At 72.5% G+C, this 26284-nt stretch carries 18 protein-coding genes and 1 pseudogene; 15 read left to right on the plus strand and 4 right to left on the minus strand.

The annotated features are described in order from the left end of the window. Positions 1-71 precede the first annotated feature (71 nt). Complete coding sequence (locus tag FE251_RS11605) at positions 72-1871, plus strand: gamma-glutamyltransferase family protein (RefSeq protein WP_230976413.1); 1800 nt, start codon at positions 72-74, stop codon at positions 1869-1871. 83 nt (positions 1872-1954) lie between these two features. Here FE251_RS11605 and FE251_RS11610 read toward each other — a convergent pair whose 3' ends face one another. After that, entirely contained in the window at positions 1955-2923 is a 969-nt protein-coding gene (locus tag FE251_RS11610; RefSeq protein WP_139071406.1) for a hypothetical protein, read from the minus strand. Between the two features lie 722 nt (positions 2924-3645). Between FE251_RS11610 and FE251_RS11615 the strand changes: the two genes are divergently transcribed. From FE251_RS11615 to FE251_RS11660, 10 genes and pseudogenes are all read left to right on the plus strand, one after another. Further along, positions 3646-4668, plus strand: coding sequence for a multicopper oxidase domain-containing protein (locus FE251_RS11615; protein ID WP_230976414.1), 1023 nt, complete (start codon positions 3646-3648; stop codon positions 4666-4668). A 151-nt stretch (positions 4669-4819) separates the two neighbouring features. Beyond that, positions 4820-8719 carry a ThuA domain-containing protein gene (locus FE251_RS11620; RefSeq protein ID WP_139948857.1) on the plus strand — a complete coding sequence of 1300 codons (3900 nt, stop codon included), beginning with the start codon at positions 4820-4822 and terminating at the stop codon, positions 8717-8719. Between the two features lie 197 nt (positions 8720-8916). Further along, positions 8917-11049 (plus strand): annotated as a pseudogene (locus tag FE251_RS11625) (OmpL47-type beta-barrel domain-containing protein); the annotation flags it as partial. Positions 11050-11508: 459 nt separating this feature from the next. Further along, a complete protein-coding gene (locus FE251_RS11630; RefSeq protein WP_139948859.1) occupies positions 11509-12624 on the plus strand; it encodes a LolA family protein in 1116 nt (371 codons plus the stop codon). Continuing rightward, a complete protein-coding gene (locus FE251_RS15875; RefSeq protein ID WP_139948860.1) occupies positions 12621-13616 on the plus strand; it encodes an ABC transporter ATP-binding protein in 996 nt (331 codons plus the stop codon). The genes FE251_RS11630 and FE251_RS15875 overlap by 4 nt, the downstream gene beginning before the upstream one ends. Further along, positions 13606-14448 carry an ABC transporter permease gene (locus tag FE251_RS11640; RefSeq protein WP_230976415.1) on the plus strand — a complete coding sequence of 281 codons (843 nt, stop codon included), beginning with the start codon at positions 13606-13608 and terminating at the stop codon, positions 14446-14448. Before FE251_RS15875 ends, FE251_RS11640 begins: the two co-directional genes overlap by 11 nt. 169 nt (positions 14449-14617) lie before the next feature. Beyond that, positions 14618-15997, plus strand: coding sequence for a hemolysin family protein (locus FE251_RS11645; protein WP_139948862.1), 1380 nt, complete (start codon positions 14618-14620; stop codon positions 15995-15997). Further along, complete coding sequence (locus FE251_RS11650) at positions 15994-17049, plus strand: CNNM domain-containing protein (protein ID WP_139948863.1); 1056 nt, start codon at positions 15994-15996, stop codon at positions 17047-17049. Before FE251_RS11645 ends, FE251_RS11650 begins: the two co-directional genes overlap by 4 nt. A gap of 142 nt (positions 17050-17191) precedes the next feature. Continuing rightward, on the plus strand, positions 17192-17671 hold the full coding sequence (locus FE251_RS11655) for a GNAT family N-acetyltransferase (protein ID WP_139071412.1): 480 nt from the start codon (positions 17192-17194) through the stop codon (positions 17669-17671). A 58-nt stretch (positions 17672-17729) separates the two neighbouring features. Continuing rightward, positions 17730-18311 (plus strand): DUF1349 domain-containing protein, encoded by a 582-nt coding sequence (locus tag FE251_RS11660; RefSeq protein WP_139948864.1) that lies wholly within the window; start codon positions 17730-17732, stop codon positions 18309-18311. Here the strand turns inward: FE251_RS11660 and FE251_RS11665 are convergent. Genes FE251_RS11665 through FE251_RS11675 form a run of 3 tightly spaced genes read right to left on the minus strand, consistent with a single transcriptional unit; the run spans position 18300 to position 20768 of the window. Further along, positions 18300-18731, minus strand: coding sequence for an HIT family protein (locus FE251_RS11665; protein ID WP_139948865.1), 432 nt, complete (start codon positions 18729-18731; stop codon positions 18300-18302). The two genes, FE251_RS11660 and FE251_RS11665, sit on opposite strands and share 12 nt — an antisense overlap. A gap of 2 nt (positions 18732-18733) precedes the next feature. After that, positions 18734-19504, minus strand: a complete 771-nt coding sequence (locus FE251_RS11670; protein WP_139071415.1) for a fumarylacetoacetate hydrolase family protein — start codon at positions 19502-19504, stop codon at positions 18734-18736. Between the two features lie 37 nt (positions 19505-19541). Further along, positions 19542-20768 carry a hypothetical protein gene (locus FE251_RS11675; protein ID WP_139948866.1) on the minus strand — a complete coding sequence of 409 codons (1227 nt, stop codon included), beginning with the start codon at positions 20766-20768 and terminating at the stop codon, positions 19542-19544. 154 nt (positions 20769-20922) lie between these two features. On the opposite strand from FE251_RS11675, the gene FE251_RS11680 reads away from it, so the two are divergent. From FE251_RS11680 to glpK, 4 genes are all read left to right on the plus strand, one after another. Beyond that, the gene (locus tag FE251_RS11680; RefSeq protein WP_139071417.1) at positions 20923-22002 is read left to right on the plus strand and encodes a DUF418 domain-containing protein; all 1080 of its coding nucleotides are present in this window, start codon (positions 20923-20925) and stop codon (positions 22000-22002) included. Positions 22003-22180: 178 nt separating this feature from the next. Next, on the plus strand, positions 22181-23866 hold the full coding sequence (locus FE251_RS11685; RefSeq protein WP_230976416.1) for a glycerol-3-phosphate dehydrogenase/oxidase: 1686 nt from the start codon (positions 22181-22183) through the stop codon (positions 23864-23866). Between the two features lie 105 nt (positions 23867-23971). Next, entirely contained in the window at positions 23972-24676 is a 705-nt protein-coding gene (locus FE251_RS11690; protein WP_230976630.1) for an MIP/aquaporin family protein, read from the plus strand. A gap of 47 nt (positions 24677-24723) precedes the next feature. After that, entirely contained in the window at positions 24724-26238 is a 1515-nt protein-coding gene (gene glpK, locus FE251_RS11695) for a glycerol kinase GlpK (protein ID WP_139071420.1), read from the plus strand. The last annotated feature ends 46 nt before the right edge of the window (positions 26239-26284 follow it).

Here is a 26284-nt window from a genome sequence, read left to right on the forward strand (position 1 = left end):
GTACCGGTACCTGGCAACACTGGGTAGGTCCCGTTCTGCCGGTCGCGCAGTGCCGTCGTTACGCTGGCCCGATGCCGCCGGCCTTCACCCCACCGCCCCCCTTCACCACGCGCCCCACCCTCCAGGGCACCTTCGGGATGGCGGCCTCGACGCACTGGATCGCGACGGCGACGGCCCAGTCCGTCCTCGAGCGCGGCGGCAACGCCTTCGACGCCGCCGCGGCGGCCGGTTTCGTCCTCCACGTCGTCGAGCCGCACCTCAACGGGCCGGGCGGGGACATGCCGGCGATCTTCGTGACGGCCGACGCCCCGGGCGACCCGGTGGTCCTCATGGGGCAGGGTCCGGCGCCCGCCGGCGCCACCCGGGAGCACTACCGCGGCCTGGGCCTCGACCTCGTCCCCGGCGCCGGTGCCCTCGCCGCGGCCGTGCCGGGCGCCGTCGACGCCTGGCTGCTGCTCCTGCGCGACCACGGCACCTGGGACCTCGCCGACGTCCTCGCCCCCGCGATCGGGTACGCCCGCGACGGCCACCCCGTCCTGCCCGCGACGTGCCGCACCATCGCCGCCGTCGCCGACCTCTTCCGCGAGCACTGGCCCACCTCGGCCGCGCTGTGGCTCCCCGGCGGGCGCGTCCCGCGGCCCGGTGAGCTCGTCCGCAACGAGGCGTACGCCCGCACCCTCGAACGCCTCGTCGGGGCGGGCGGTGCCGGTGACCGGGAGAGTCGGATCGAGGCGGCGCGGGCCGCGTGGCGCGAGGGGTTCGTCGCCGAGGAGGCCTCCCGGTTCGCCGCCGTCCCCCACCGCCACTCCGACGGCGGTACCTACGCCGGGGTCATCACGCCCGCGGACTTCGCCGCCTTCACCGCGGGCTACGAGCCCGCGGTCACCGCCGAGTTCCGTGGCCACACGGTCGCCAAGACCGGCCCGTGGGGGCAGGGGCCGGCGCTCCTGCAGATGCTCACCCTGCTCGACGGCCTCGACGACGAGCGCCTCGACCCGTCCACCGCGCTCGGCGCACACACCGTCCTCGAGGTCCTCAAGCTCGCCCTCGCCGACCGCGACGCCTACTACGGCGACGACGACGACGCACGGGCCGCCCTCGACGTCCTCCTCTCCCCCGGCTACGCCGCCGAGCGTCGCGCGCTCATCGGGGAGACCGCCTCCGCCGAGCTGCGGCCGGGCGTCGTCCCGGGCCGCGAGCCGTTCCGCCCGCCACTGCGCGAGACAGACGACGCGCAGGTCGCCGGCGTCGGCGAGCCGACCGTCGGCACGGGCGGCGAGCAGCGCGGGGACACCTGCCACGTCGACGTCGTCGACCGGTGGGGCAACATGGTCTCCGCGACGCCCTCGGGCGGGTGGCTGCAGTCCTCCCCGACCGTCCCCGGGCTCGGCTTCTGCCTGGGCACGCGGCTGCAGATGACGTGGCTGGAGGACGGCGCCTCGTCCTCGCTCCAGCCCGGGCGCCGTCCGCGCACCACGCTCACGCCCACGCTCGTGCTGCGCGACGGTCACGCCGTCACCGCACTCGGCTCCCCCGGCGGCGACCAGCAGGACCAGTGGCAGCTGCTCTACCTGCTCCGCACGATCGTCGGCGGGTACGGCCCGCAGGAGGCCATCGACGCCCCGGCGTTCCACACCCGCTCGATGCCCGACTCGTTCTGGCCGCGCGCGTGGGACCCGGCGCGCGCCGTCGTCGAGGACCGGCTGGGCGAGGACGTCATCGCCGAGCTCGAGCGGCGGGGCCACCGCGTGACGCGCGCCGGCGACTGGTCCCTGGGGCGGCTGTCCGCCGTCACCCGGGACCCGGCCACCGGGCTGCTCGGCGCGGCTGCCAACCCGCGCGGCATGCAGGGCTACGCCGCCGGCCGCTGACGGTCTGCCCGACGGCCCGGCGCCCTCAGCACCGCAGGCCCCGCACCTGTGTGGTGCGGGGCCTGCGGCGGTGAGCGGTCAGGTCAGAGCTGCGCGGGGCCGGCGGCCACGGCGGCCTGCTCCGCCTTGGTGAGACGCTCGGACCGGAGCTGCTCGAGGACGTCGCGCTCGGCGTCGGCCTCGGGCGCGGCGGCCTGCATCCGCATCATGCGCTGCGCGGCCTGCTCGGCGAACTGGCCCTGCAGCTCGCCGCGGACGCGGTTGTTGCTCGCCTCGACGGACTCGTTGCCGGTGCCCGCGAGGTTGCGACGGATGATGTTGTCCGAGACCTGCACGTGGCCGGTCGTGCCGGACACGGTGACGTTCCCGCCCCAGACGCTGCTGCCGCCCTCGCACTCGCCGAGCGCGCCGCCGGAGCCGAGCTGGACGCCCACGTTGTTGCTGGCGAAGGTCGCGTGGCCGTCGACCTCGCTGCCGCAGACGAGCGCACCGAACTCCGAGCCGGTGACGGTGAGCGCGCCGGCGACGACGGAGTCGAGGATGTCGGTGTACTGGGTGTCGGTCGTCTCCACCGCGCGGTTCGCGTAGGAGCTCTCGAGCAGGAGGGATCCGCCGGTGGCCGCGACGCGCCCGTTGAACTCCGCCCCGTAGGTCCACAGGAAGCTCTCGGCGTTGTCACGTGCGTTGCCGTTGTAGGCGTTGAGGGTCGTGTCGTCGAGGTAGATCCCGAAGCCGCCGTTGTTGGCGACGTTCCCGGTGACAGAGGAGTTCACGAGGTCGAGGTAGGCCCCGGCCTGGACGTTGACGTTGCCGTTGACCGTGAGGCCGTCGGCGACGAGGTCCGCGTCCGCGGCGACGCGCACGTTGCCGTTGACGATCGTGTTCTCCAGGGAGCAGGCCTTGCCCGCCCTCACGACGAGGTCGCCGGGGATCGTGACGTCGGCAGCGTGCCCGTTGCAGTTGGTGGTGAGGGCCGCCTGGGCCGGCACCGCAGCCCCGAACCCGGCGAGCGCGATGCCGCCGATGAGGACGCTGGCAAGTCTCTTACGCATGGTTTCTCCTTGTGCTGAGGTAGATACCCGGCGACGCGACGCCGCGCGCGCGGGCGGTGGACGGAGGGTGGCGCCGTGGGCCCGGCTGGCCCGCGCGCTGTCGTCAGCGTGCTGGCGGTGAGGCGTGCCGCCCTGGGCGCGGCAGCAGCCGGTGAGACGCTCCAGCAGCGCGAGCCCCCACCCTCGGGCGCGGCACTGCCGGTGTCCCCACCGCTGCACCCCACCGCGAACACGCAATCCGTGACCTCATGTGTCACTCCCTGCCCTTTGACGACATCAATGTCGGGGCAACCCCCGGGAGAGAGTCAAGCGGCTAAGGCGGCAAACGGCAACCCCCTTTGGGTAAATCGACACGCAGAAGGATCCCAACACGCGCCCAAGTCCGCAGGTCGGTCGCCGTCCGTCCCACCGATGCGCGCGGTGCCGTCCACCATGCGGGCGACCCGTCGGCGCGCAGGACGAGCGACCGGGCAGCTCCGGACGAGCCGCACCATCCCGCCGGTTCTGCGAAAACTACTTCCGTGTCACCGGTACTGACTTCTCGTCTTTTGCTTGACGCTCGTCGGAAGGGGGCCTACTGTCGGCCCGATTGGTGTTATTTGCCTCACGCCTCGGTAGTCGCAACGACGCGCTCGCCCACCAGCAACGCGTCGTCGTCGGGGGGACCTTCTGCCGGCGAGGTGCGCAGACCGTGGTGTCGTGTCACGACGACAGGAGCCTCCATGACCGACACACCCACCACGCCGCAGGCCGACTCAGGCTTCTCGCGGCGCAGCATGCTCGCCGGTGCGGCAGCTGCCCTCTTCGTCCCGGCGACCGCCGCGGCGCTGGGCGGCACGTCCGCCGCCGCCGCAGCGACCGCACCCCTGTCGCGCTCGCTCGCGACCCCGGAGGGGACGACGCACCGGATCACCATGTACGTCGAGGACCTCGGCGGCGGACAGTTCGGCTACGGGCTCGCGCCCGGCCAGGCGACGATCCCCGGACCCGTCCTCGAGATGTACGAGGGCGACACGATGGAGATCACCCTCGTCAACACGACCCAGAGCACCGTCTCCATCCACCCGCACGGCGTCCTGTACACCACCGACTCCGACGGCGCCCCGATGAACGACTCGTTCAACCAGCCCGGCGAGACCCGCACCTACACCTGGCGCACCACCGGGGAGAAGTCGCTCGGCCGCTGGGCCCGTCCCGGGACCGCCGGCTACTGGCACTACCACGACCACGCGATGGGCACGGTGCACGGATCCGGCGGCATCGCCGCGGGCCTCTACGGCGGGCTCGTCGTCCGCCGTCGCGGCGACATCCTGCCCGACCGCCAGTTCACGATGGTGTTCAACGGGATGCTCATCAACAACAAGCTCGCGCCGAACACGCCGATGTTCGAGGCCAACCACGGGGAGACCGTGGAGTTCATCTGCATCGGCCACGGCGACATGTTCCACACCTTCCACCTGCACGCCCATCGTTGGGCCAACACCCGCACCGGGTACCTCGAGGGTCCCCGCGACTCCAGCCAGATCATCGACAACCGGGACCTCAACGGTGGGGACTCCTTCGGCTTCCAGGTGATCGCCGGCGAGGACGTCGGCCCGGGGGCGTGGATGTACCACTGCCACGTCCAGTTCCACTCCGACGCCGGGATGGCGGGCATCTTCCTCGTGCGCAACGCGGACGGCTCCATGCCCGACGGCGCGCAGGAGGCCATCGACCGGTTCCACGGCCACGAAGGAGGTCACTGAGCAGTCGCACCACCCGGCCGCCACAGGCCGCCGGACCAGCACGTTGTACTCCAAAGGGGGAGAGTTGAGCACAACACCACGAGTCCAACCCGGCACAGGCGGTTCCTACCGCCTCAGACGCGCCGGGGTCCTCACGGCCAGCGCCGCGCTCATGCTGACCATGTCCGCCGGTCCCGCGCTCGCCGCGCCGGGCGCGGACCGTGCCGAGCGGACGGGCGGAACGGCCAAGGCGGTCGCGACCGCCGCGCAGGCGGCCACGGACGTCGCCGTCCTCGTCTACCACGGCGACCCGGAGGTCCAGGAGGACCCGGTCGTCGAGGCCGCGACGACGATCACCGAGCTCGGTGAGGAGCACGGCTTCGAGGTCACCGTCACCGACGACGCGACCGCCTTCACCGACGAGAACCTCGACGGCTACCGCGGCGTCGTCTTCCTGTCCGCCGAGGGCAACGACCTCGACGTCGACCAGGAGGCCGCCCTCCAGGACTTCATCAACGACGGCGGAGGCTTCCTCGGAGTCCGCGACGCCGTCACCGCCCAGGCCGAGTCGCAGTGGTTCACCGGCCTGCTCGGCGCCCGCCCCGCGGGCATCCGGCCCACGCCGCAGGCGGTCACGAGCATCTCCGCGAGCGCCGAGAACCCGCCGAACGAGACCGCGGCCAACCTCATCGACGACGACGAGGGCACCAAGTGGCTCGGCTTCGTCCCGACGGCGACGATCACCCTCGAGCTGGCCGAGCCGGCCGTCATCACGAGCTACGTCATGACCTCGGCGAACGACTCCGCGGGCCGTGACCCGGAGACCTGGACGATGCGCGGGTCGGTCGACGGCCAGACGTGGGTCGACCTCGACACCCGCAGCGACGACTTCCCCCAGCGCTTCCAGCGCAAGAGCTACGAGATCGAGAACTCCGCGGAGTACAAGTTCTTCCAGCTCGACATCACGAAGAACTCCGGCGAGGGTCTCACCCAGCTCGCCGACTGGCTGCTCTTCACCGACGAGTCGGCCAACCCGCCGGACGTCGAGATCCCCGTGCAGGAGGCGACCGTCAACGTCGTCGACCGCCAGCACGTGGCGAACGCGGGTCTGCCGCTCAACTGGACGCGTTCGGACAAGTGGTACAACTGGCAGGAGAACCCGATCGGGCAGGTCCACACCGTGGCCCAGGTCCAGGAGTGGGACTACGACGCCGGGTCCAGTGCCAACGGCGCCTTCCACCCGATCTCGTGGTGCCGTGACTACGACGGCGGCCGGTCCTTCTACACCGGCATGGGCGGCACCGCGGAGAGCTACTCCGAGGACGGCTTCCGCAGCCACCTGCTCGGTGCGATCCAGTGGTCCACCGGCATCGTGCGCGCCGACTGCCAGGCGACGATCGGCTCGAACTACGAGATCGAGCGTCTGACGTCGACCAACACCCCCGGCACGCTCGACCAGATCGGTGAGTCGCACGGCCTGTCCGCCGCGCCGGACGGCACGATCTTCTACGTCGGCCGCGGCGCCTGCCCCACCGGCCCGATCCCCTCGTGGGACTCGGAGAACGTGGGCCTGGGCTGCGGCAGCATCCACCAGTGGGACCCGGAGACCCGTGAGGTCACCCTGCTCACCGTGCTCGACGTCTTCGGCAACCGCGGCAGCGGTGACGAGCTGACGAAGTCGGAGGAGGGCCTGTTCGGCATCGAGCCGGACCCGAACTTCGCCGAGAACAACTGGCTCTACGTCTACTGGATGCCCTACGACTCGATCGACACCGAGCAGCGCGTGGGCATGCGCACGATCTCCCGGTTCACCTACGACCCGGAGAACGTCACGATCGACCAGGAGTCCCGCGTCGACCTCCTCGAGTGGGAGACGCAGATCCACAGCTGCTGCCACGCCGGCGGCGGCATGGACTTCGACAGCGAGGGCAACCTCTACGTGTCCACCGGTGACTCGAACTCCTCCCAGGGGTCCGAGGGCTACTCGGGCAACAACTGGACCCAGGAGTACGCCGGGATCTCCTTCCAGGACGCGCGTCGCACGTCGGGCAACACCAACGACCTCAACGGCAAGATCATCCGGATCCACCCCGAGGACGACGGCACGTACACGATCCCCGAGGGCAACCTGTTCACCGGTGAGGAGGAGGGCGGCGGGAAGTCGCTCGCCGAGATCTACGTCATGGGTCTGCGCAACCCCTCGCGGCTGCAGGTCGACCCGGACACCGACTGGGTGACCACCGCGTGGGTCGGGCCCGACGCGGGCGGCCCGAGCCCCGAGCTCGGCCCGGCGAAGTACGAGACGGCCACGATCATCACCTCGGCCGGGAACCAGGGCTGGCCCTTCTGCATGGGCGACCGTCAGCCGTACCGTGACCGGAGCAACGAGGACGCCAGCGTCCTCACCGACTGGTACGACTGCGACGACCTGGAGAACACCTCGCCGCGCAACACCGGCCTGGTGGACATCCCCGACGCGCGGGACAACATGATCTGGTACTCCCCCGGTGGCGGTGGCCCGGTCTTCCCGCGTGACGAGAACGGCATCCCGAGCTACGACGCCGAGGAGGTCGTCTACACCCAGCCCTACCTGCGTGGTGGCGGCCAGGCGGTCATGTCCGGACCGACCTACCGCACCTCGCAGGTCGCCGAGGACAGCGACGTCGCGTGGCCGGAGTACTGGGAGGGCAAGTGGCTCATCGGTGACCAGTCCAACTCCAACAACCGCGTCGCGGTGACCCCGGACCCGGACGGCATCGAGGAGCAGTCTCCCCCGGCCTTCGCCGAGGACCTGCGCCACATCATCCGCGCCGGCGGCGGCAGCAACCAGCTGCAGAGCTGGATGGACGCGGAGTTCGGGCCGGACGGCGCGCTGTACATGCTCGACTACGGCAGCGCGTTCTTCACCCTGGACCAGAACCAGAAGCTCATCCGCGTCGTCTACAACGGCGGCCCGGCCACCCCGGCGCCGACCGCGCTGGCGACGAGCGTCCAGAGCAGCCCGCTCACGGTGCAGTTCACCGGCTCCCGCTCCGGCGGCGTGTCGTGGCAGTGGGACTTCGGGGACGGGAACACGTCCACCGAGGCCGACCCCCGGCACACCTACGACCGGATCGCGGACTACACCGCCACGCTGACCGTCACCTACGCGGACGGCTCGGTGGAGACGGTGGAGACCCCGGTCGTCATCGAGTGCGCCGTCCCCGACGCGCGTGACACGGTGTGGATCGGTGACGTCGACACGGGCGTGGCGAACCAGGACCTGGGCGGTTGCACCATCGCCGACCTCGTCAACGACGAGGGCGAGTGGGACAACAAGGGTGCCTTCGTCCGGCACGTCAACGACCTGGTGCGTCAGCTCCGGGCCGACGGCGTGCTCACCGGCCGCGACGCCGGACGCCTGAGCACCGCCGCGACCCGCGCCGACCTCTCTGAGGGCGGCTACCGCTGGCTCTTCGACGGCACGGACGACTCCCTCGACGGGTGGCGTCAGGCGCCGGGCGGGCACTTCGAGCTGCTCCCGGGCGGCTCGCTCCTCAGCCAGGGTGGGCTCGGGATGCTGTGGTACGAGGAGGAGGAGTTCTCCGACTTCTCGCTCAAGCTGCAGTACCGCGACGTGTCCGAGGGCGACACGTACGCCAACAGCGGCGTGTTCATCCGCTTCCCGGACCCGACGGCCGCCGAGCAGCCCGAGTGCGGACAGAACCAGTCCGAGGCCTGGGTCGCGATCATGTGCGGTCACGAGATCCAGCTGTACGACGGCCCGACCGGCGAGCCGCAGAAGACCGGGTCGGTCTACAACTTCTCCCCCACCACCCTCGAGGAGGCCGGTGTCACGGAGAAGGGCACGTGGAACGACTACGAGATCCGCGTCGTCGGCCAGCAGTACACGATCCTGCGCAACGGCGTGGTGATCAACGAGTGGGAGAACGCCCCCGGCCAGCAGTCCTCGCGCGCCGGCGACCCGCCCACCGACCTGCGCCAGTTCGCGAGCGGCTTCATCGGCCTGCAGAACCACGGCAACAACGACCTCATGGAGTTCCGCAACGTCCGCGTGAAGGACCTCTCCTAGGTCGTACCCGGACCGGTGCGGCGGGCGCCAGCCCGCCGCACCGGTCCACCTTCGTGAGACTCCCTCGAAAGGTGTCACCGTCCATGTCTCAGCTCGACCACACCCCCCGACCCCGTACCCGCTCCGACGGCAGCCGGCTCCTCCGCCGGCTCCTCGTCGCGCTTCTCGGCGCGCTCGCGGGTCTCTCCCTCGTCCCGGCGGCCGCCTCGGCCCAGGACCAGGTCCTCACCTGGACGGCGGGCAACCCCGTCGACCGCTACCTCTCCGCGCCGTCCACGGCGGTCGCCGGTCCGGCGACGATCATCTTCGACAACAGCGTGGCCGCCGGGAACACCATCGGCATGCCGCACACGCTCACCTTCGACACCTCGACGCCGGGCTACAACCACGACGTCTCGCTCAACATCGTCGCCAACCCGTTCGACGCCCAGGGCGGGCGCCACGAGGCGCAGGTGACCCTGACGCCGGGCAAGTACCGCTACTTCTGCACGATCCCGGGCCACGGGATGATGGTCGGCGAGTTCACCGTGACCGGCGACGACCCGGGCGACCCGGACCCGGACACCACCGCGCCGGCCGTCACGGCCACCGTCACCGGTGACCAGGACGCCGACGACAACTACGTCGGCTCCGCCACCGTCACCCTCGCCGCCACCGACGACGGCTCCGGCGTCGACACCGTCGAGTACTCCCTCGACGGCGGGGACTGGACCGCCTACACCACCCCGCTCACCGTCTCCGCGCCGGGCGAGCACACCGTGGCCTACCGGGCCACCGACGTCGCGGGCAACACCGCCGACGGGTCCGTGGACTTCACTGTCGTCGCCGAGGACGTCCCCGACCCCGACACCACCGCCCCCGAGGTCAGCGCCACCGTCACCGGTGAGCAGGACGCCGACGAGGCCTACGTCGGCTCCGCGACCGTGACCCTCGCGGCCACCGACGCCGACTCCGGCGTCGACACCGTCGAGTACTCCCTGGACGGCGGGGACTGGACCGCGTACACCACGCCGGTCGTCGTCTCGGAGCCGGGTGAGCACACGCTCGCCTACCGGGCCACCGACGTCGCCGGCAACACCGCCGACGGGTCCGTGACCTTCACCGTCGTCGCCGAGGACACCCCCGACCCCGACACCACCGCCCCCGAGGTCAGCGCCACCGTCACCGGTGAGCAGGACGAGGACGACGCCTACGTGGGCTCCGCGACCGTCACGGTGAGCGCCACCGACGCCGACTCCGGCGTCGACACCGTCGAGTACTCCCTGGACGGCGGGGACTGGACCGCGTACACCGCGCCGGTCGTCGTCTCCACGCCCGGCGAGCACACCGTGGCCTACCGGGCCACCGACGTCGCCGGCAACACCGCCGACGGCACGGTGACCTTCACCGTCGTCGCCGAGGACACTCCCGACCCCGACACCACCGCCCCCGAGGTCACCGCGACCGTCACCGGCGAGCAGGACGAGGACGACAACTACGTCGGCTCGGCCACCGTGACCCTCGCGGCCACGGACGCCGACTCCGGCGTCGCCATGGTCGAGTACTCCCTCGACGGCGGGGAGTTCACGCACTACCACACGCCGGTCGTCGTCTCGGAGCCGGGTGAGCACACGCTCGCCTACCGGGCCACGGACGTCGCGGGCAACACCGCGGACGGCACGGTGAGCTTCACCGTCGTCGCCGAGGACACCCCCGACCCCGACACCACGGCCCCCGAGGTCAGCGCCACCGTCACCGGTGACCAGGACGCCGACGACAACTACGTCGGCTCCGCCACCGTGACCCTGGCGGCCACCGACGCCGACTCCGGCGTCGACACCGTCGAGTACTCCCTCGACGGCGGGGACTGGACCGCCTACACCACGCCGGTCGTCGTCTCGGAGCCGGGTGAGCACACGCTCGCCTACCGGGCCACGGACGTCGCGGGCAACACCGCGGACGGCACGGTGAGCTTCACCGTCGTCGCCGAGGACACTCCCGACCCCGACACCACGGCCCCCGAGGTCAGCGCCACCGTCACCGGTGAGCAGGACGAGGACGACGCCTACGTCGGCTCGGCCACCGTCACCCTCGCGGCCACCGACGCCGACTCCGGCGTCGACACCGTCGAGTACTCCCTCGACGGCGGGGACTGGACCGCGTACACCACGCCGGTCGTCGTCTCGGAGCCCGGTGAGCACACGCTCGCCTACCGGGCCAGCGACGTCGCCGGCAACACCGCCGACGGCACGGTGACCTTCACCGTCGTCGAGGACGTCAGCGAGCCGGGCGAGTGCTCCGACACCCGCGCGACCGTCGTCATCGGCGGGGTCGACACCGGGGTGGAGAACGTCGACACCGCCGACGGCTGCCTCAACGACCTCATCGACGAGGACGGTGACCACGCCACGCACGGCGCGTTCGTCCGCCACGTCGGTGACGTCCTGCGGCCGCTCGCGGCCGACGGCGTCATCACCCAGCGCGAGCTGGGCGCGGTCCTGCGCGCCGCCGTCCGCTCCGACGTCGGGCGGCAGTAGCCACCCGTCTCCCACGCCGACAGCTGGATCCTGCCCCGTGCAGGATCCAGCTGTCGGCGTCTTGAGGGCTCGTCGCCTCCCGGACGTCGGGTCGATACTCGCCGAGGGCGCGGACGTCGGCCTGCAGCTCGCGGCCGACCGCGCCTGGCTGCTGCCCCAGCCCTGACACCCCCACGGCGCCGCCCACGTGCACAGGACCTGCACGGGCCAGACCTGGCCCGTGTCGGAGGGCAGGCGTACCGTCGAGACAGGTACGTTCCCGAGGAGACCCCCATGGCCCGCAGCACCTGGCACCGCTGGCTCCCGGCCGGCGCCGTCGTCGCGCTCATCGCCGGCACGGTGACGATCACGTCGCAGGCAGGCGCCGTCGACCTGCCCGACAAGTCGCCGCAGGACGTGCTCGCCATGCTCGCCGAGAACGACGTCACCGCCTTCTCCGGCACCTTCGAGACGAGCACCGACCTCGGGCTGCCGCTCCCCTCCGACATCGACCTCGGCCCCGGCAGCGCAGACCTCGAGGACGCAGACCTCCCCACGGCCGCGCCAGAGGAGGACGGCGCGCAGGCCCAGGAGGCGCTGTCCGCGCTCGCGCTCCTGTCCGGGGACAACACCGGCCGCGTCTTCGTCGCCGGCCCGGGAACGATGCGACTGCAGCACCTCGACGGCCTCGACGAGCGCAACCTCGTCCTCACGCCGCAGGACGCGTGGTTCTACGACTCGCAGACGAACGAGGCGCTGCACGTCCTCCTGCCCGACACCTCGGGCCTGCCGGAGCCGCCCGCGCCGGACGGCCCGCTGCCCACCCCGCAGGACCTCGCCGAGATGGCCGTGGAGGCCCTCGAGCCGAGCACCGGGCTCACCGTGGGCCAGGACGAGAGCGTCGCCGGTCGCGACGCCTACACCCTCACCCTCACGCCCCGCGCGCAGGAGACGCTCGTCGGCTCGGTGACCATCGCCGTCGACGGCGAGAACGGCTTCCCTCTCGCGGTCACGGTGACGGCGCGCGGGCAGTCCGAGCCCGCGCTGCACGCCGCGTACACCGAGATCGACTTCTCCGCGCCGGACGCCGCGCTCTTCGACTTCACCCCGCCGGCCGGTGCGGCCGTCGAGGAGGAGGTCCTCGAGCTGCCCGACCTCGCCGCCCTCGAGGAGGAGCACGACGCCGCCACCGCGCCCGAGGGGCAGGTGCTCGGCGAGGGCTGGGCCTCCGTCCTCGAGACGCAGGTCGGCGGGCTGCCGGACGACCCGCTGCTCGACCAGCTCACCGATCCCGTCCCCGGTGGCCGGGTGCTGTCGACCTCCCTGCTCACCGTCCTGCTCACCGACGACGGCCGTGTCCTCGCCGGCGCCGTCACCCCCGAGCACCTGCTGGCCCTCGCGGGCCGGTGAGCGACCTCGCCGTCCGCACAGACGGCCTGACCAAGCGCTTCGGCAAGCAGCTCGCCGTCGCCGACCTCGACCTCGCGGTCCCGCGCGGCAGCGTCTTCGGCTTCCTCGGCCCCAACGGCTCGGGCAAGACGACGACCATCCGCATCGTGCTCGGGCTCGCGTCCGCCACCGCGGGCCGGGTCCAGGTGCTCGGGCAGGACATGCCCGGCTCGCTCAGCCGGGTGCTGCCCCGGGTCGGGGCGCTGGTCGAGGGCCCTGCCGCCTACCCGTTCCTCTCCGGCGAGGCGAACCTGCGGCGCCTCGACGCCGCCGACCGGCACGCCCCCGCCGGCACCCGCGCGCAGCGCGTCGCGGCGGCCCTGGACCGGGTGGGCCTCGGGAACGCCGGCGGCAAGCGGGTACGCGCCTACTCCCTGGGGATGAAGCAGCGCCTGGGGATCGCCGCGGCCCTCCTCGTGCCGCGCGAGCTCCTCGTCCTGGACGAGCCGACCAACGGCCTGGACCCGCAGGGCACCCGCGAGGTGCGCAACCTCGTCCGCTCGCTCGCCGAGGACGGCGCCACCGTCGTCGTCTCCAGCCACCTGCTCGCCGAGGTCGAGCAGGTCTGCAGCCACGCGGCGGTCATGCGCCACGGCCGGCTCGTCGCCCAGGGGAGCCTGGAGGACCTGCGCAGCCGCGGCCGCTCCCGGCTGCGCGTCCTCACGCCCGACCCCGCGGTCACGCGGGCCGAGCTCGCCCGCCTCGGCCTCGGTCTGACCCCGGTCACCGCTGACGCCCAGCGGGACGGCCACCACGACACCGGCGACGAGCGCACCACGGACGGGGCGGCCGTCGTCCTCGCCGACCTGCCCGAGGACGCTCCCCTGCCCGAGACGCTCGCCGAGGCGCTCGTCGCGGCGGGGGTCCGGCTGCGCGGGTTCGGCGTGGTCCAGGAGACGCTCGAGGACCGCTTCGTCGCGCTCACCGGGGAGGGGTTCGACGTTGCCCAGTGACACCGCCACGCGCGGCAGCGGCAGGCCCCTGCTCGCCTCGGAGCTCGGGCTCGTCCTGCGCCGCCGCCGCACCCTGGCGATGCTCCTCGCGCTCGCCGCGATCCCGGTGCTCATCGCCGTCGTCGTCAAGGTCGCCTCCGACCCGCCCGCGCCGGGGCAGGGGCCGCCGTTCCTCGACCGGGTGACCCAGAACGGGCTGTTCGTCTCGATCACCGCCCTCGTCGTGACGATCCCGCTGTTCCTGCCCCTCACCGTCGGGGTCGTCGCGGGCGACACGGTGGCCGGCGAGGCGAGCCTCGGCACCCTGCGCTACCTCCTGCTCGCCCCCGTCGAGCGCGGGAGGCTGCTCCTGGTGAAGTTCGCCGGGGCGGCCGTCTTCTGCCTCGCGGCCACGCTGAGCATCGTCGTCGCCGGGTCGATCGTCGGGGCGCTGCTCTTCCCGGTCGGGCCGGTGACCCTCCTGTCCGGCGACACCATCGGGGCGTGGGAGTCGCTGTGGCGAGCCCTGCTCGTCGCCCTGTACGTCACGTTGTCCCTGCTCGGGCTGACCGCCGTCGGGCTCTTCATCTCCACGCTCACCGTCGTGCCCGTGGGCGCGATGGCCGCCACAGCCGTGCTCGCGATCGTCGTCCAGGTCCTCGGGTCCCTCGACCAGCTCGCCTGGCTCCACCCGTGGCTGCTCAGCGAGTACTGGCTGGGGTTCGCCGACCTGCTGCGCCAGCCGGTCGTGTGGGACTCCTTCGGGCGCAACGCCCTCCTCCAGCTCGGCTACGTCGCCGTCTTCGGGGCGCTCGCCTACGGCCGCTTCACCACCAAGGACGTCCTGTCCTGAGGGCCAGTGGCCGATCCCACTGCCCGGGTGGGCCCGCGCCGGGCTGAGAGCCGTCGCTGTGCCATTACAGTAGCGGCCACGTATATCCCGATCCCCGAAGGACCATGGACGAATCCTGTAGTACCAGCACCCAGCTCATCGCCACCGCCGATCCCAGGAGGTGTGCCCGATGACCTGGGTGCTCTCCCTGCTTCTCGGGATCGTCGTGATCCTCGTGATCACCGCGGCTACGGGCTACTTCGTCGCCCAGGAGTTCGCCTACATGGCGGTCGACCGCTCCCGGCTCGCCGCTCGCGCCGAGGCCGGTGACGCCAACGCGACGCGCGCCCTGCAGGTGACCCGGCGAACCTCCTTCATGCTCTCCGGCGCACAGCTCGGCATCACCGTCACGGCCCTGCTCGTCGGCTACGTCGCCGAGCCCCTCGTCGGGCAGGCGCTCGGCGAGGCCCTCGGTGGCGTCGGCGTGCCCACGGGTGTGGGCGTGGCCGTCGGCACCGTCCTCGCGCTCGTCTTCTCCACCATCGTCCAGATGCTCTTCGGCGAGCTGTTCCCGAAGAACCTCGCCATCGCCCGCCCCGAGGGCGTGGCGCTGTGGCTGGCCCGGTCGACGAACCTCTACCTCGCCGTCTTCGGCTGGCTCGTCAAGGTCTTCGACGCCGCGTCCAACGCCCTGCTGCGGCTGCTGCGCATCGAGCCGGTCCACGACGTCGAGTACTCCGCGACCGCCCGCGACCTCGAGCACATCGTCGCCGACTCCCGCGCCAGCGGTGACCTTCCGGCCGACCTCTCGATGCTCCTGGACCGCATCCTCGACTTCCCGCGCCAGGACGTCGAGCACGCGATGATCCCCCGCGCCCGCGTCGACGTCGTGCGCGCCGACCAGCCGGTGAGCGAGATCCGTGCGCTCATGGCAGGCGGCCACTCGCGCTACCCGGTGCTGGGCGAGGACGACGACGTCATCGGCGTCGTCCACCTCGTCGACGTCCTCGACGGCCCCGTCCCCGAGGGCTCCACGGCGGCCAGCCTCATGCGTCCCGCCCTCATCCTGCCCACGGCGATGGCGCTGCCGGACGCGCTGCGTGAGCTCTCCACGAGCCGCAACCAGATGGCGTGCGTCATCGACGAGTACGGCACCTTCACCGGCGTCCTCACGCTCGAGGACCTCGCCGAGGAGATCGTCGGTGAGATCACCGACGAGCACGACTCCCCCGAGTCGCCCGGGCTCGCGCCCCTCGAGGACGGCACCTGGACGATGGCCGGTGACGTGCACATCGACGAGGTCGAGCGCGCGATCGACCACGACCTGCCCCGCGGGGACTACGAGACGATCGCCGGCCTCGTCATCGAGTCCCACGGCTCGCTTCCCGAGGTCGGCCAGACGGTGACCGTCGACCTGCCGCCGGACCCGGCCAACCTCGTGCTGCCCGAGCCGCCACCGGACAAGCAGCTCCACATCGAGGTGCTCGAGGTCGAGCGGCACGTCCCCGCCCTCGTGCGGGTGACGCTCGCCGACAAGCCGCAGGCCGAGGACGAGGAGAGCGACCGATGAGCATCCCCTGGGTGGTCGCCCTCGCGACCGTCGTCATCATCGCGCTCAGCGCGTTCTTCGTCGCCGTCGAGTTCGCCCTCCTGGCGGCCAAGCGGCACCGCCTGGAGGACGCCGCCGCGACCAGCCGCGCGGCGCGCGCCGCGCTGCGCAGCGCGAGCGAGCTCACCGTGCTCCTCGCCGGCTCCCAGCTCGGCATCACCGTGTGCGCCCTCGCGCTCGGTGCCATCACCAAGCCGGCCGTGCACCACTGGATCACGCCGCTGGCCAGTGACCTCGGCGCGCCCTACTGGGTGGCCGACGTCGTCGGCTTCGTCCTCGCGCTCGTCATCGTCACCTTCCTCCACCTCGTCGTCGGGGAGATGGCGCCGAAGTCGTGGGCGATCGCCCACCCGGAGAAGTCCGCGACGATGCTCGCCCTGCCGATGCGGGCGTTCATGGTGCCCACGCGACCCATCCTCGTCGCCCTCAACAGCGCCGCGAACTGGTGCCTGCGCAGGGTCGGCGTCGAGCCGGTCGAGCAGGTGGGCAACGGCCAGAACCCCGACGACCTGCGCCACCTCGTCGAGCACTCGGCGAGCGTCGGCGCGCTGGAGGTGGCGTACTCCGCCCAGCTCTCCGGCGCGCTCGACCTGCGCCGGCTGACCATGTCCGACCTCGTCGCCGGCCGCTCCGCTCCCGTCACCGTGCCGGGCGACGCGACCGCGGGCGACGTGCGGCGAGTGGCCCGCGAGTGCGGCCACCTGCGCATCCTCGTCCAGGAGCCGGGCTCGCCCGCGCCGACGGGCGTGGTCCATGTGCGCGACACGCTGCTCCTCGCCGACGACGACCCCGTCACCGAGGCGGTGAAGCCGTCCTTCGAGCTTGCGGCGGACACCCCGCTGCACACCGCGCTCACGCGGATGCGGGAGACGTCCAACCACCTCGCCGTGGTCCAGCTGCCGGAGGGGCGGACCGCCGTGGCCACGATGGCCGACGTCCTCGCCCGCCTCTTCCCGCGGACGACCGCCGCCGCGCAGGCCGCCGCCGTGCAGCCGGTCCCCAGCGCCACCTGACAGGCCCCCTCCCCGCCGCGAGCACCGGTTCCCGGCGGGGAGGCCCCCTGTCCTTCTCCCCCTCCCCCTCCCCTCGCCGCCCAGCCCTGCTTCCCGCGAGAGCTGGATTCTGCACGCGTTCATCGAGGGGTAGCGTGCGGTGATGGAGGTGCGCTGGGCGGGGGTGTCCGACGCTGCGGTGGTCGCGCGGCTGCTGCACGACTTCAACACCGAGTTCGACACGCCCTCCCCGGGCGTCGACGTCCTCGCCGCTCGGCTCACCGAGCTGCTCCCGGCGGGACGGACGACGGCGCTCCTCGCCGGGGACCCGGCCGTCGCCGTCGCCCTCCTCACGTCCCGCCCGAACGTCTGGTACGACGGCCCGGTGCTGCTGCTGGACGAGCTGTACGTCGTCCCCGACCGCCGCGGGCAGGGCATCGGCTCGACGGTCCTCGACCGCCTCCTGGCCGACGCCACCGCCGCGGGCGTGGCCCTCGTGGAGATCAACGTCGACGAGGCCGACGTCGACGCGCAGCGCTTCTACGAGAGGCACGGCTTCCGTGGCGGGGACGTCGCCCCCGACGAGCGCGCCTTCTACTACTCTCGTGAGCTGCGCCCACCGTTGGGCCCCGACGGCGCCTGAGGACGCCCCCGCGCCCCACTACGGTGTGAGCAGTCGGCGACCGGACGGAGGAGACCCCATGAGCCTGAGCGAGCTGCTGCGGGACGGGACGTGGACGACGCCGCCGGAGTCCGTCGCCGTCGTCGGCGAGGAGCTGCACGTCACCGCCGTCGAGGGCAGCGACGCCTGGCGCCACACGTCCTACGGCTTCGTGCACGACACCGAGCACGCCCTGCTCCAGCCGCTGCCCGCCGGACGAGCACTCGAGGTGGCCTTCCACCTCGACTACCGCGAGCAGTTCGACCAGGCGGGCCTGTTCCTCTGGGTCTCCGACACGGAGTGGGTCAAGGCGGGCGTCGAGGTGTCCGACGGCCTGCCGCAGGTCGGCGCGGTCGTCACCCACGGCCGGTCGGACTGGTCGGTCGCGCCCGTCCCCGGCTGGGCCGGCCGTGTCGTCACCGTCCGCGCGAGCCGGATGGGGGACGCGGTCACGGTCCGCGCCCGGGTCGACGGCGAGCCCTTCCGCCTCGTGCGCCTGGCGTACCTCGACCCGTCGGCCGAGGTGAGCGCCGGGCTGTACTGCTGCGCCCCCACCCGCGCCGGACTCACCGTGCGCTTCGTGAGCCACGAGCTCACCGACCCGGACGTCTCACTCCACTGAGTCGGCGAGCGCCTCGCGCAGGCGGGCGGCGTACTCGGCGGCCTCGCCCGGCGCGTACTTCGTGCGCGGCCAGAAGAAGCCGCGCAGGCCGTCCCCCTTCGTCCGCGGGACGACGTGGGCGTGCAGGTGCGCCACGCTCTGGCTCACGACGTTGTTCATCGCGACGAACGTCCCCTGCGCACCGAGCGCGGGCGGCGCCACCGCGGACAGCGTCCGCAACGCCGTGAGGAACGGGACGACGAGCGCGTCCGGGAGGTCCGGCAGGGTGACGACGTGCGTGCGCGGGACGAGGAGCACGTGCCCCTTGAACACCGGCCGCGCGTCGAGGAGGGCGACGACGTCGTCGGTGGCCAGGACGACCTCCGCCGGCTCGCTCCCCGCGGCGATCCGGCAGAAGAGGCACGCGACGTCGCCGGCCACCGTCACCGCTTGACGACGGTGTTGCCGAAGCGGCCGATCCCCTCGACCTCGACCTCGACGCGCTGGCCCGGCCGCACCGGCCCGACGCCGGCGGGGGTGCCGGTGAGGATGATGTCGCCGGGGAGCAGGGTGAAGACCGTCGAGACGTAGGCGATGAGCTCGGGCACGGAGCGGACCATCTGCGACGTCCGCCCGTCCTGGCGCAGCTCGCCGTCGACCCAGGCGCGCACGGCGAGGTCGGAGACGTCGAGGTCGACGGTGAGGAACGGGCCGGTGGGGCAGGAGGTGTCGAACGCCTTGCCGCGCGTCCAGGTCACGTCCGCGCGCTGGGCGGCGCGGGCCGTGACGTCGTTGGCGACGGTGTACCCGAAGACGTGGTCGAGGGCCTTGTCCACCGGCACGTTCTTGGCCATCCGGGAGATGACGACGGCGAGCTCGGCCTCGTGGTCGACCTCCTCCGCGTAGCCGGGGACGACGATCGGGTCGTCCGGGCCGGTGACGGAGGTGTTCGGCTTGAGGAAGAGGATCGGCTCGTCGGGCACCTCGTTGCCCATCTCGGCGGCGTGCTCGGCGTAGTTGCGCCCGACGCCGACGACCTTCGAGCGCGGGATGACCGGCGAGAGGAGCCGCACGGAGTCGAGCTCGACGCGCTCCCCGGTCGTGGTGACCGGCATGAACAGGGGGTCGCCCTTGAGCACCACCAGGTCCGTGGAGCCGTCCTCGAGGATGCCGTAGCGGGGGCTGTCCCCCGTGGTGAAACGAGCGATACGCATGGGCTCACCGTACCCGGGCGCGGCGGGCGTCGGCCGCTCAGCCCTCGACGGGCGGCAGACCGGTGACCACCGTGAGGTCGAGGGGCACGTGGGGCAGCTCGTGGCTGTGCAGGACCTGCCCGCTGAGCAGGTCGACGACGTGCAGCGCGCGGGCGGCGGGGTCGGCGACGTAGGCGAACCCCTCGACGGCGACGAGGACGGGCGCCGGCTCCTGCCCCGACCACGCGCCGCCGACGGTGACCTGGCCGAGCTGCTCGCCGCTGAGGTCGTCGACCGCGCGCAGCACGCCGTCGGTCGTGAGGACGAGCGCCTCCCCGTAGGGGCCGCGGGCGAGGGAGCGGGGGCCGTAGCCCGCCTCGAGCCCGACGGTCCGCACGCTGCCGGCAGCGGTGTCGACGAGCGAGAGCCGCTGCGGCGCCGCGCCGTCCGGGTCCGGCGCGTACCCGCCGAGGACGACGGCGGAGAGGGGCGAGCCGGCGAGGACGGCGGTGCCCGGCGTCTCCTCGGCCGTCGGCCGGGTGAGGGCGCCGTCGCGCAGCACGAGCGGCCCGTCGGCGCAGCCGACGACGACGGCTCCGCCCGCGGCGCCCTGCGCCCCGGCCGGACCGGGGCACGGTGCCGTCGTGACCTCCGCGCCGGCATCGTCGAAGAGCGCGACCTCGGCCGCGGCGTCGGTCCCGCGGCCGACGAGCATGCCGCCCTCGGCCAGCGGCACGACCAGGCCCGTGTCGGACCGCGCCGCCGTCCACGTGTGCACCGGCGGCGCCCCGGAGCCGAGGAGGTGGTGGCCGAGGACGAGGACCTCCCCGTCCTCGCCGACGACCGCCGTGTTCCCGGCGTTCGTCACGGCGCGACCCCCGCCGGGCACGACGTCGCCGGTGAGCCCCGCGGGCCACAGCAGGTAGTGGGCGTGGTCGCCGTGCGCCTCGGCCTCGACCCCGGTGTCGTAGACGTGGTGGCCCTCGGGCGTGGCGACGAGGACGTGGCGGCCGTCGAGGGACGGGGACAGGCCGCCGACCCCGGCGAGCGGGACGTCGTCGAGGACCTCACCCGAGGCGCTGTCGAGCACGAGGAACCCGCCCTCGTGACCGACGAGGACGCGCGGGGCGAGCTCGTCGACCTCCTCCGACCCGTCGGGCGGCGCGGCGGAGGGCGTGAGGGTGGGCTCGGGACCGGCCGGGGCGACCTCCTGACCGCACCCGGCGAGGACGGCGAGCAGGGCGGCGCCGGCGAGCGCGCGGCGCAGGGGCGTGGGCACGGACACGGTCCTCCTTCGTCGGTCGAACACGGCCCGGCGTGCAGGCCCGGGGACATCGTAGGGAGGAACCACCACGACATCCGGGGCGTCCGGCACGAGGGACGCGACGGACGCCGCAGATCCGGCCCGGCCGCGGGACGCGGCGCCTACTGTGGACCGGGTGAGAGAACGGATCGTCGGCGTCGACATCGCGCGAGGGCTGGCCGTCCTCGGCATGTTCGTCGCCCACCTGGGGCACGGGACACCGGACGGGCAGCACTCCCCCGCGTGGTTCGTCGTCGCCGACGGGCGCCCGTCGGCGATGTTCGCGATCCTCGCCGGGCTGTCGATCGCGCTGTTCACGGGCGGGCGCACCCTCCCGCGCGGCCCGGCGCTGGTCCACGGCTGGCTGCGGATCGCCACGCGGGCCGTCGTCGTCTTCGTCATCGGGCTGCTGCTCACGGCACTGGACACGCCGGTCGCGGTCATCCTGCCGTCCTACGCGGTGACGTTCCTCCTCGTCGCGGCGTTCATCGCGCTGCCGCCCGCCGCCGTCGGCGTCATGGCGCTCACCGCGGCGGTGGTCGGCCCGACGCTCCTCGCCGCGCTCCTGTACCCCGGCGCCGACGGAACCGCCCCCGTCCAGGCCGGGCTGGGTGACAACGCGCTCCTCGACCTCGTCCTCACCGGCTACTACCCCGCCATCGTGTGGATCACCTACATGCTGCTCGGCCTGTGCGTCGGGCGCCTGGACCTGCGCTCGCCACGGGTCCAGGCGGTCATGGGGGCGACCGGCCTGGGGCTGCTGCTCGTCGGGTACGGCGGTGGGGCCTGGCTGAGCTCGGTGGTCCGCCCGACGACCGAGCTCGCCTACCAGCTCCTGCGCACCGACCCGCACGCCGACTCCACCTTCGAGGTCCTCGGAAACTGCGGTGTGGCGCTCCTCGTGCTCGCCGTCGTGCTCGCCCTCACGACCCTGCCGGCGACGGCGCGGGTGAGCCGCGTCCTCCTCCACCCGCTCGCCGCCACCGGGGCGATGGCGCTCACCGCCTACTCCGCGCACATCGTCGTCATCGCCCTGCTCGGCAACGGCGTCGTCTGGTACACCGAGTCGAACGCGGTGCTCGTGTGGTTCGTCGTCGTCACGCTCGTCGTGTGCACGCTGTGGACGCGGTTCGTCGGACGCGGCCCGCTCGAGATGCTCATGCGCCTGGTGACCGTGGGCCCCTACCGGGCGCCCGTCGAGCAGAGCCGGGTGTGAACGGCGCAGCCCGCGGGCGGGCATGCTCGGACGTGACGGGCGCCACAACTCGGGGCCCCGTTCTCTTGCGCCACTCCTCGCGGACCGCGAGCATGAACGGAGGACGGACGACCCGAAGGGACTCCTTGTGGCATCGAGCACGTTGACCGCGGACACACGACGCGCGGCACTGGCACAGATGAGCGACTCCGACGGGCTGGACGTGCTCGTCGTCGGCGGCGGGGTCACGGGCGCCGGCATCGCGCTCGACGCCGCCACCCGCGGCCTGCGGGTCGGGATCGTCGAGGCCCAGGACTGGGCCTCGGGCACCTCGAGCTGGTCGAGCAAGCTCGTCCACGGCGGACTGCGCTACCTGCAGATGCTCGACTTCAACCTCGTCCACGAGGCCCTCACCGAGCGCGACCTGCTCATCAAGCAGCTCGCCCCGCACCTGGTCAAGCGGGTGCCCTTCCTCTACCCGCTCGAGCACCGCGTGTGGGAGCGGGCCTACGTCGGCGCGGGCGTCGCGCTGTACGACGCGCTCGCCGGCATCGCACCCGGCAGGCGGGCCATGCCGCTGCACCGCCACCGCAGCCGCACCCGGATGGAGCAGCTCTTCCCCGACCTGCGTCACGACGCCGCGATCGGCGCGGTGCAGTACTGGGACGCGAGCGTCGACGACGCCCGCCTCGTCACGACGATCATCCGCACCGCCGCCGCCTACGGCGCGCTCGTCGCCAACCGCGCGCAGGTCGTCGACCTCACGAAGGACGAGAGCGGCCGCGTGAGCGGCGCGACCGTCCTGGACCTGGAGACCGGGGAGCGCCTGGCGGTCAAGGCCCGCCAGGTCATCAACGCCACCGGCGTGTGGACCGAGGAGACCGAGGCGCTGTCCGACAGCGACGGCGGGCTGCGGGTGCTCGCCTCCAAGGGCATCCACATCGTCGTGCCGCGCGAGCGGATCCGTGGCGACGTGGGCCTGATCCTCCAGACCGAGAAGAGCGTCCTGTTCATCATCCCGTGGTCCCGCTACTGGATCATCGGGACCACGGACACCCCCTACGAGCACGACCTGCGCCACCCGGTGGCCACCCGCGCCGACATCGACTACGTCATCGACCACGCCAACGCGGTCCTCAAGACCCCGCTGACCCGCGAGGACGTCATCGGCACGTACGCCGGCCTGCGCCCGCTGCTCCAGCCGGGCACCAAGGAGGGCACCTCCTCGGCGAAGGTCTCCCGCGAGCACACCGTCGCCTCCCCCGTGCCCGGCCTCACCGTCATCGCCGGCGGCAAGCTCACCACCTACCGGGTGATGGCCAAGGACGCCGTCGACTTCGCGCTCGGCGACGAGGCGGCCCGCCTGCCCTCGATCACCGACCGGATCCCGCTCCTCGGTGCCGTCGGCCTGCGCGCCGTGCGTCGCCGGGCCCACCGCTACGCCGCGAAGTACGGCTGGTCCGCGGCGATGGTCGACCACCTGCTCCACCGTTACGGCTCGATGCTCGAGGATCTCATCGACATGGTCGAGAAGCAGCCGGACCTCGCCCGTCCGCTCGAGCACGCCCCCGCCTACCTGCGGGTCGAGGTCGCCTACGCGGCGCGCGAGGAGTCCGTCCTCCACCTCGAGGACGTCATGGTCCGCCGTACCCGCCTCGTCTACGAGGTCCGCGACCGTGGCCTGGCCGCCGCGCCGGAGATCCTCGACGTCATCTCCCCGATCCTCGGATGGGACGAGGAGAACCGCGCCCGCGAGCTCGACGCCTACACCCAGGCGTGCGAGGCGGAGGAGGCGGCGGCACAGGCGCCCGACGACGCCGCCGGCGAACGTGCCCGGCAGCAGGCGCCGGACATCGTGCCCATGGAGGCACTGCCGCCCGCCTGACCCCAGACCCCTGACGGCGCAAGGCCGCGCCGTCAGGTACACCAAGAAGGAGAGGACAACGTGGACTTCTCAGCGATCTTCCTACCCGAGCTCCTGGGGACAGCGATGCTGACCCTGCTCGGTTGCGGCGTCGTCGCCAACGTCGTGCTGCCGCGCACGAAGGGCAACGGCGGGGGGTGGCTCCTCATCAACTTCGGATGGGGCCTCGCCGTGTTCGCCGGCGTCTTCATCGCCTACTCCACCGGCGCCCACATCAACCCGGCCGTCACGGTCGGCCTCCTGGCCGGCGACCTGCCCTTCTTCGCGGGCAACGAGGAGCTCGGGCTGCCCGCGATCGACAACACGTTCAGCAACGCCCTCGTCTACTTCCTCGCCCAGTTCATCGGCGCGTTCATCGGCGCGGTCGTCATGTGGCTCGCCTACAAGAAGCACTTCGACCTCGAGGCCCCGGCACCCTCCAAGCTCGCGGTCTTCGCCACCGGCCCGGAGGTGCGCAGCTACGGCTGGAACGTCGTCACGGAGGTCGTCGGCACGTTCGTCCTCGTCTTCGTCATCGTCGCCTTCGGCTTCACGCCGTCCGGCCTCGGGCCCCTCGCCGTCGCGCTGCTCGTCGTCGGTATCGGCGCCAGCCTCGGTGGTCCCACCGGGTACGCCATCAACCCGGCCCGTGACCTCGGTCCTCGCATCGCCCACGCGCTCCTGCCGATCCAGGGCAAGGGCGCCAGCGACTGGGGCTACTCCTGGGTGCCGATCGTCGGCCCGCTCGTCGGTGGCGCGCTCGGCGGCCTCGCCGGCGTCCAGCTCCTGTGACCCCTCCCTCCCAAGGCCAAGCAACCGTCCACCGCGAAAGGACAGCCATGCCCGACTACGTGCTCGCGATCGACCAGGGGACGACGAGCTCCCGCGCGATCGTCTTCGACCACTCCGGCACCATCGTCTCCACGGGCCAGAAGGAGCACGCGCAGATCCTCCCCCGCGCCGGCTGGGTCGAGCACGACCCCATGGAGATCTGGGGCAACGTCCGGGAGGTGGTGGGCCTCGCACTGACGCGCGCCAACCTCACCCACCGCGACATCGCCGCCGTCGGCATCACCAACCAGCGCGAGACCGCCGTCGTGTGGGACCGCACCACCGGCAAGCCGGTCTACAACGCGATCGTCTGGCAGGACACCCGCACCCAGCGCATCGTCGACGAGCTCGCCGGCGACGAGGGTCCGGAGAGGTACAAGCGGCAGGTCGGCCTGCCGCTCGCCACGTACTTCTCCGGCCCGAAGATCACGTGGATCCTCGACAACGTCGACGGGGCCCGCGAGAAGGCCGAGGCGGGCGACCTCCTCTTCGGCAACACCGACTCGTGGGTGCTGTGGAACATGACCGGCGGCACGGACGGCGGGGTGCACGTCACCGACGTCACCAACGCCTCGCGCACGATGCTCATGAACATCGACTCGCTCACCTGGAACGAGGACATCGCGCGCGACATGCGGATCCCCATGTCGATGCTCCCGGAGATCCGCTCCTCCTCCGAGGTGTACGGCGAGGGCCGAACCGGCGGCCTCGTGCCCGGCGTGCCGATCTCCGGCATCCTCGGTGACCAGCAGGCGGCGACGTTCGGGCAGGCGGCCTTCGAGGTCGGCGCCGCGAAGAACACCTACGGCACCGGCAACTTCCTCCTGCTCAACACCGGCACCGAGCTCGTCCACAGCGAGAACGGCCTGCTCACCACGGTGGGCTACAAGATCGGTGACCAGCCTCAGGTGTACTGCCTCGAGGGCTCGATCGCCGTCACCGGCTCCCTCGTCCAGTGGCTGCGCGACAACCTCGGTCTCATCCGCTCCGCCCCGGAGATCGAGCAGCTCGCCGAGACGGTGGAGGACAACGGCGGGGCCTACTTCGTCCCGGCGTTCTCCGGGCTCTTCGCGCCGTACTGGCGGTCCGACGCGCGCGGTGCTCTCGTCGGCCTCACCCGGTACGTCAACAAGGGCCACATCGCCCGGGCGGTGCTCGAGGCGACGGCCTACCAGTCCCGCGAGGTGGTCGACGCGATGAACGCCGACTCCGGCGTCGACCTCAAGGAGCTGCGCGTCGACGGCGGCATGGTCGCCAACGAGGCGCTCATGCAGTTCCAGGCCGACATCCTCGGCGTCGACGTCGTGCGCCCGAAGGTCGCCGAGACGACGGCGCTCGGCGCGGCGTACGCGGCGGGCATCGCCGTCGGGTTCTGGAAGGGCGAGCAGGACGTCGTCGACAACTGGGCCGAGGACAAGCGCTGGACCCCGCAGATGGACGAGGCCGAGCGCGAGCGTCTCTACCGCAACTGGAAGAAGGCCGTGACGAAGACCTTCGACTGGGTGGACGAGGACGTCGAGTAGTCCTCCCCCCATCGCGGCAGGAACGGGGACGGGGCCACCGCAGGGT

Source organism: Georgenia wutianyii, from assembly GCF_006349365.1.
In the GTDB taxonomy this organism is placed as follows: domain Bacteria; phylum Actinomycetota; class Actinomycetes; order Actinomycetales; family Actinomycetaceae; genus Oceanitalea; species Oceanitalea wutianyii.

Excerpts from the sequence above, each read along its gene's own strand:
- FE251_RS11605 (WP_230976413.1), top strand. The coding sequence starts at position 72 with ATGCCGCCGGCCTTCACCCCACCGCCCCCCTTCACCACGCGCCCCACC.
- FE251_RS11610 (WP_139071406.1), bottom strand. The coding sequence starts at position 2,923 with ATGCGTAAGAGACTTGCCAGCGTCCTCATCGGCGGCATCGCGCTCGCC.
- FE251_RS11615 (WP_230976414.1), top strand. The coding sequence starts at position 3,646 with ATGACCGACACACCCACCACGCCGCAGGCCGACTCAGGCTTCTCGCGG.
- FE251_RS11620 (WP_139948857.1), top strand. The coding sequence starts at position 4,820 with ATGCTGACCATGTCCGCCGGTCCCGCGCTCGCCGCGCCGGGCGCGGAC.
- FE251_RS11630 (WP_139948859.1), top strand. The coding sequence starts at position 11,509 with ATGGCCCGCAGCACCTGGCACCGCTGGCTCCCGGCCGGCGCCGTCGTC.
- FE251_RS11645 (WP_139948862.1), top strand. The coding sequence starts at position 14,618 with ATGACCTGGGTGCTCTCCCTGCTTCTCGGGATCGTCGTGATCCTCGTG.
- FE251_RS11650 (WP_139948863.1), top strand. The coding sequence starts at position 15,994 with ATGAGCATCCCCTGGGTGGTCGCCCTCGCGACCGTCGTCATCATCGCG.
- FE251_RS11655 (WP_139071412.1), top strand. The coding sequence starts at position 17,192 with ATGGAGGTGCGCTGGGCGGGGGTGTCCGACGCTGCGGTGGTCGCGCGG.
- FE251_RS11660 (WP_139948864.1), top strand. The coding sequence starts at position 17,730 with ATGAGCCTGAGCGAGCTGCTGCGGGACGGGACGTGGACGACGCCGCCG.
- FE251_RS11670 (WP_139071415.1), bottom strand. The coding sequence starts at position 19,504 with ATGCGTATCGCTCGTTTCACCACGGGGGACAGCCCCCGCTACGGCATC.
- FE251_RS11685 (WP_230976416.1), top strand. The coding sequence starts at position 22,181 with ATGAGCGACTCCGACGGGCTGGACGTGCTCGTCGTCGGCGGCGGGGTC.
- FE251_RS11690 (WP_230976630.1), top strand. The coding sequence starts at position 23,972 with ATGCTGACCCTGCTCGGTTGCGGCGTCGTCGCCAACGTCGTGCTGCCG.
- glpK (WP_139071420.1), top strand. The coding sequence starts at position 24,724 with ATGCCCGACTACGTGCTCGCGATCGACCAGGGGACGACGAGCTCCCGC.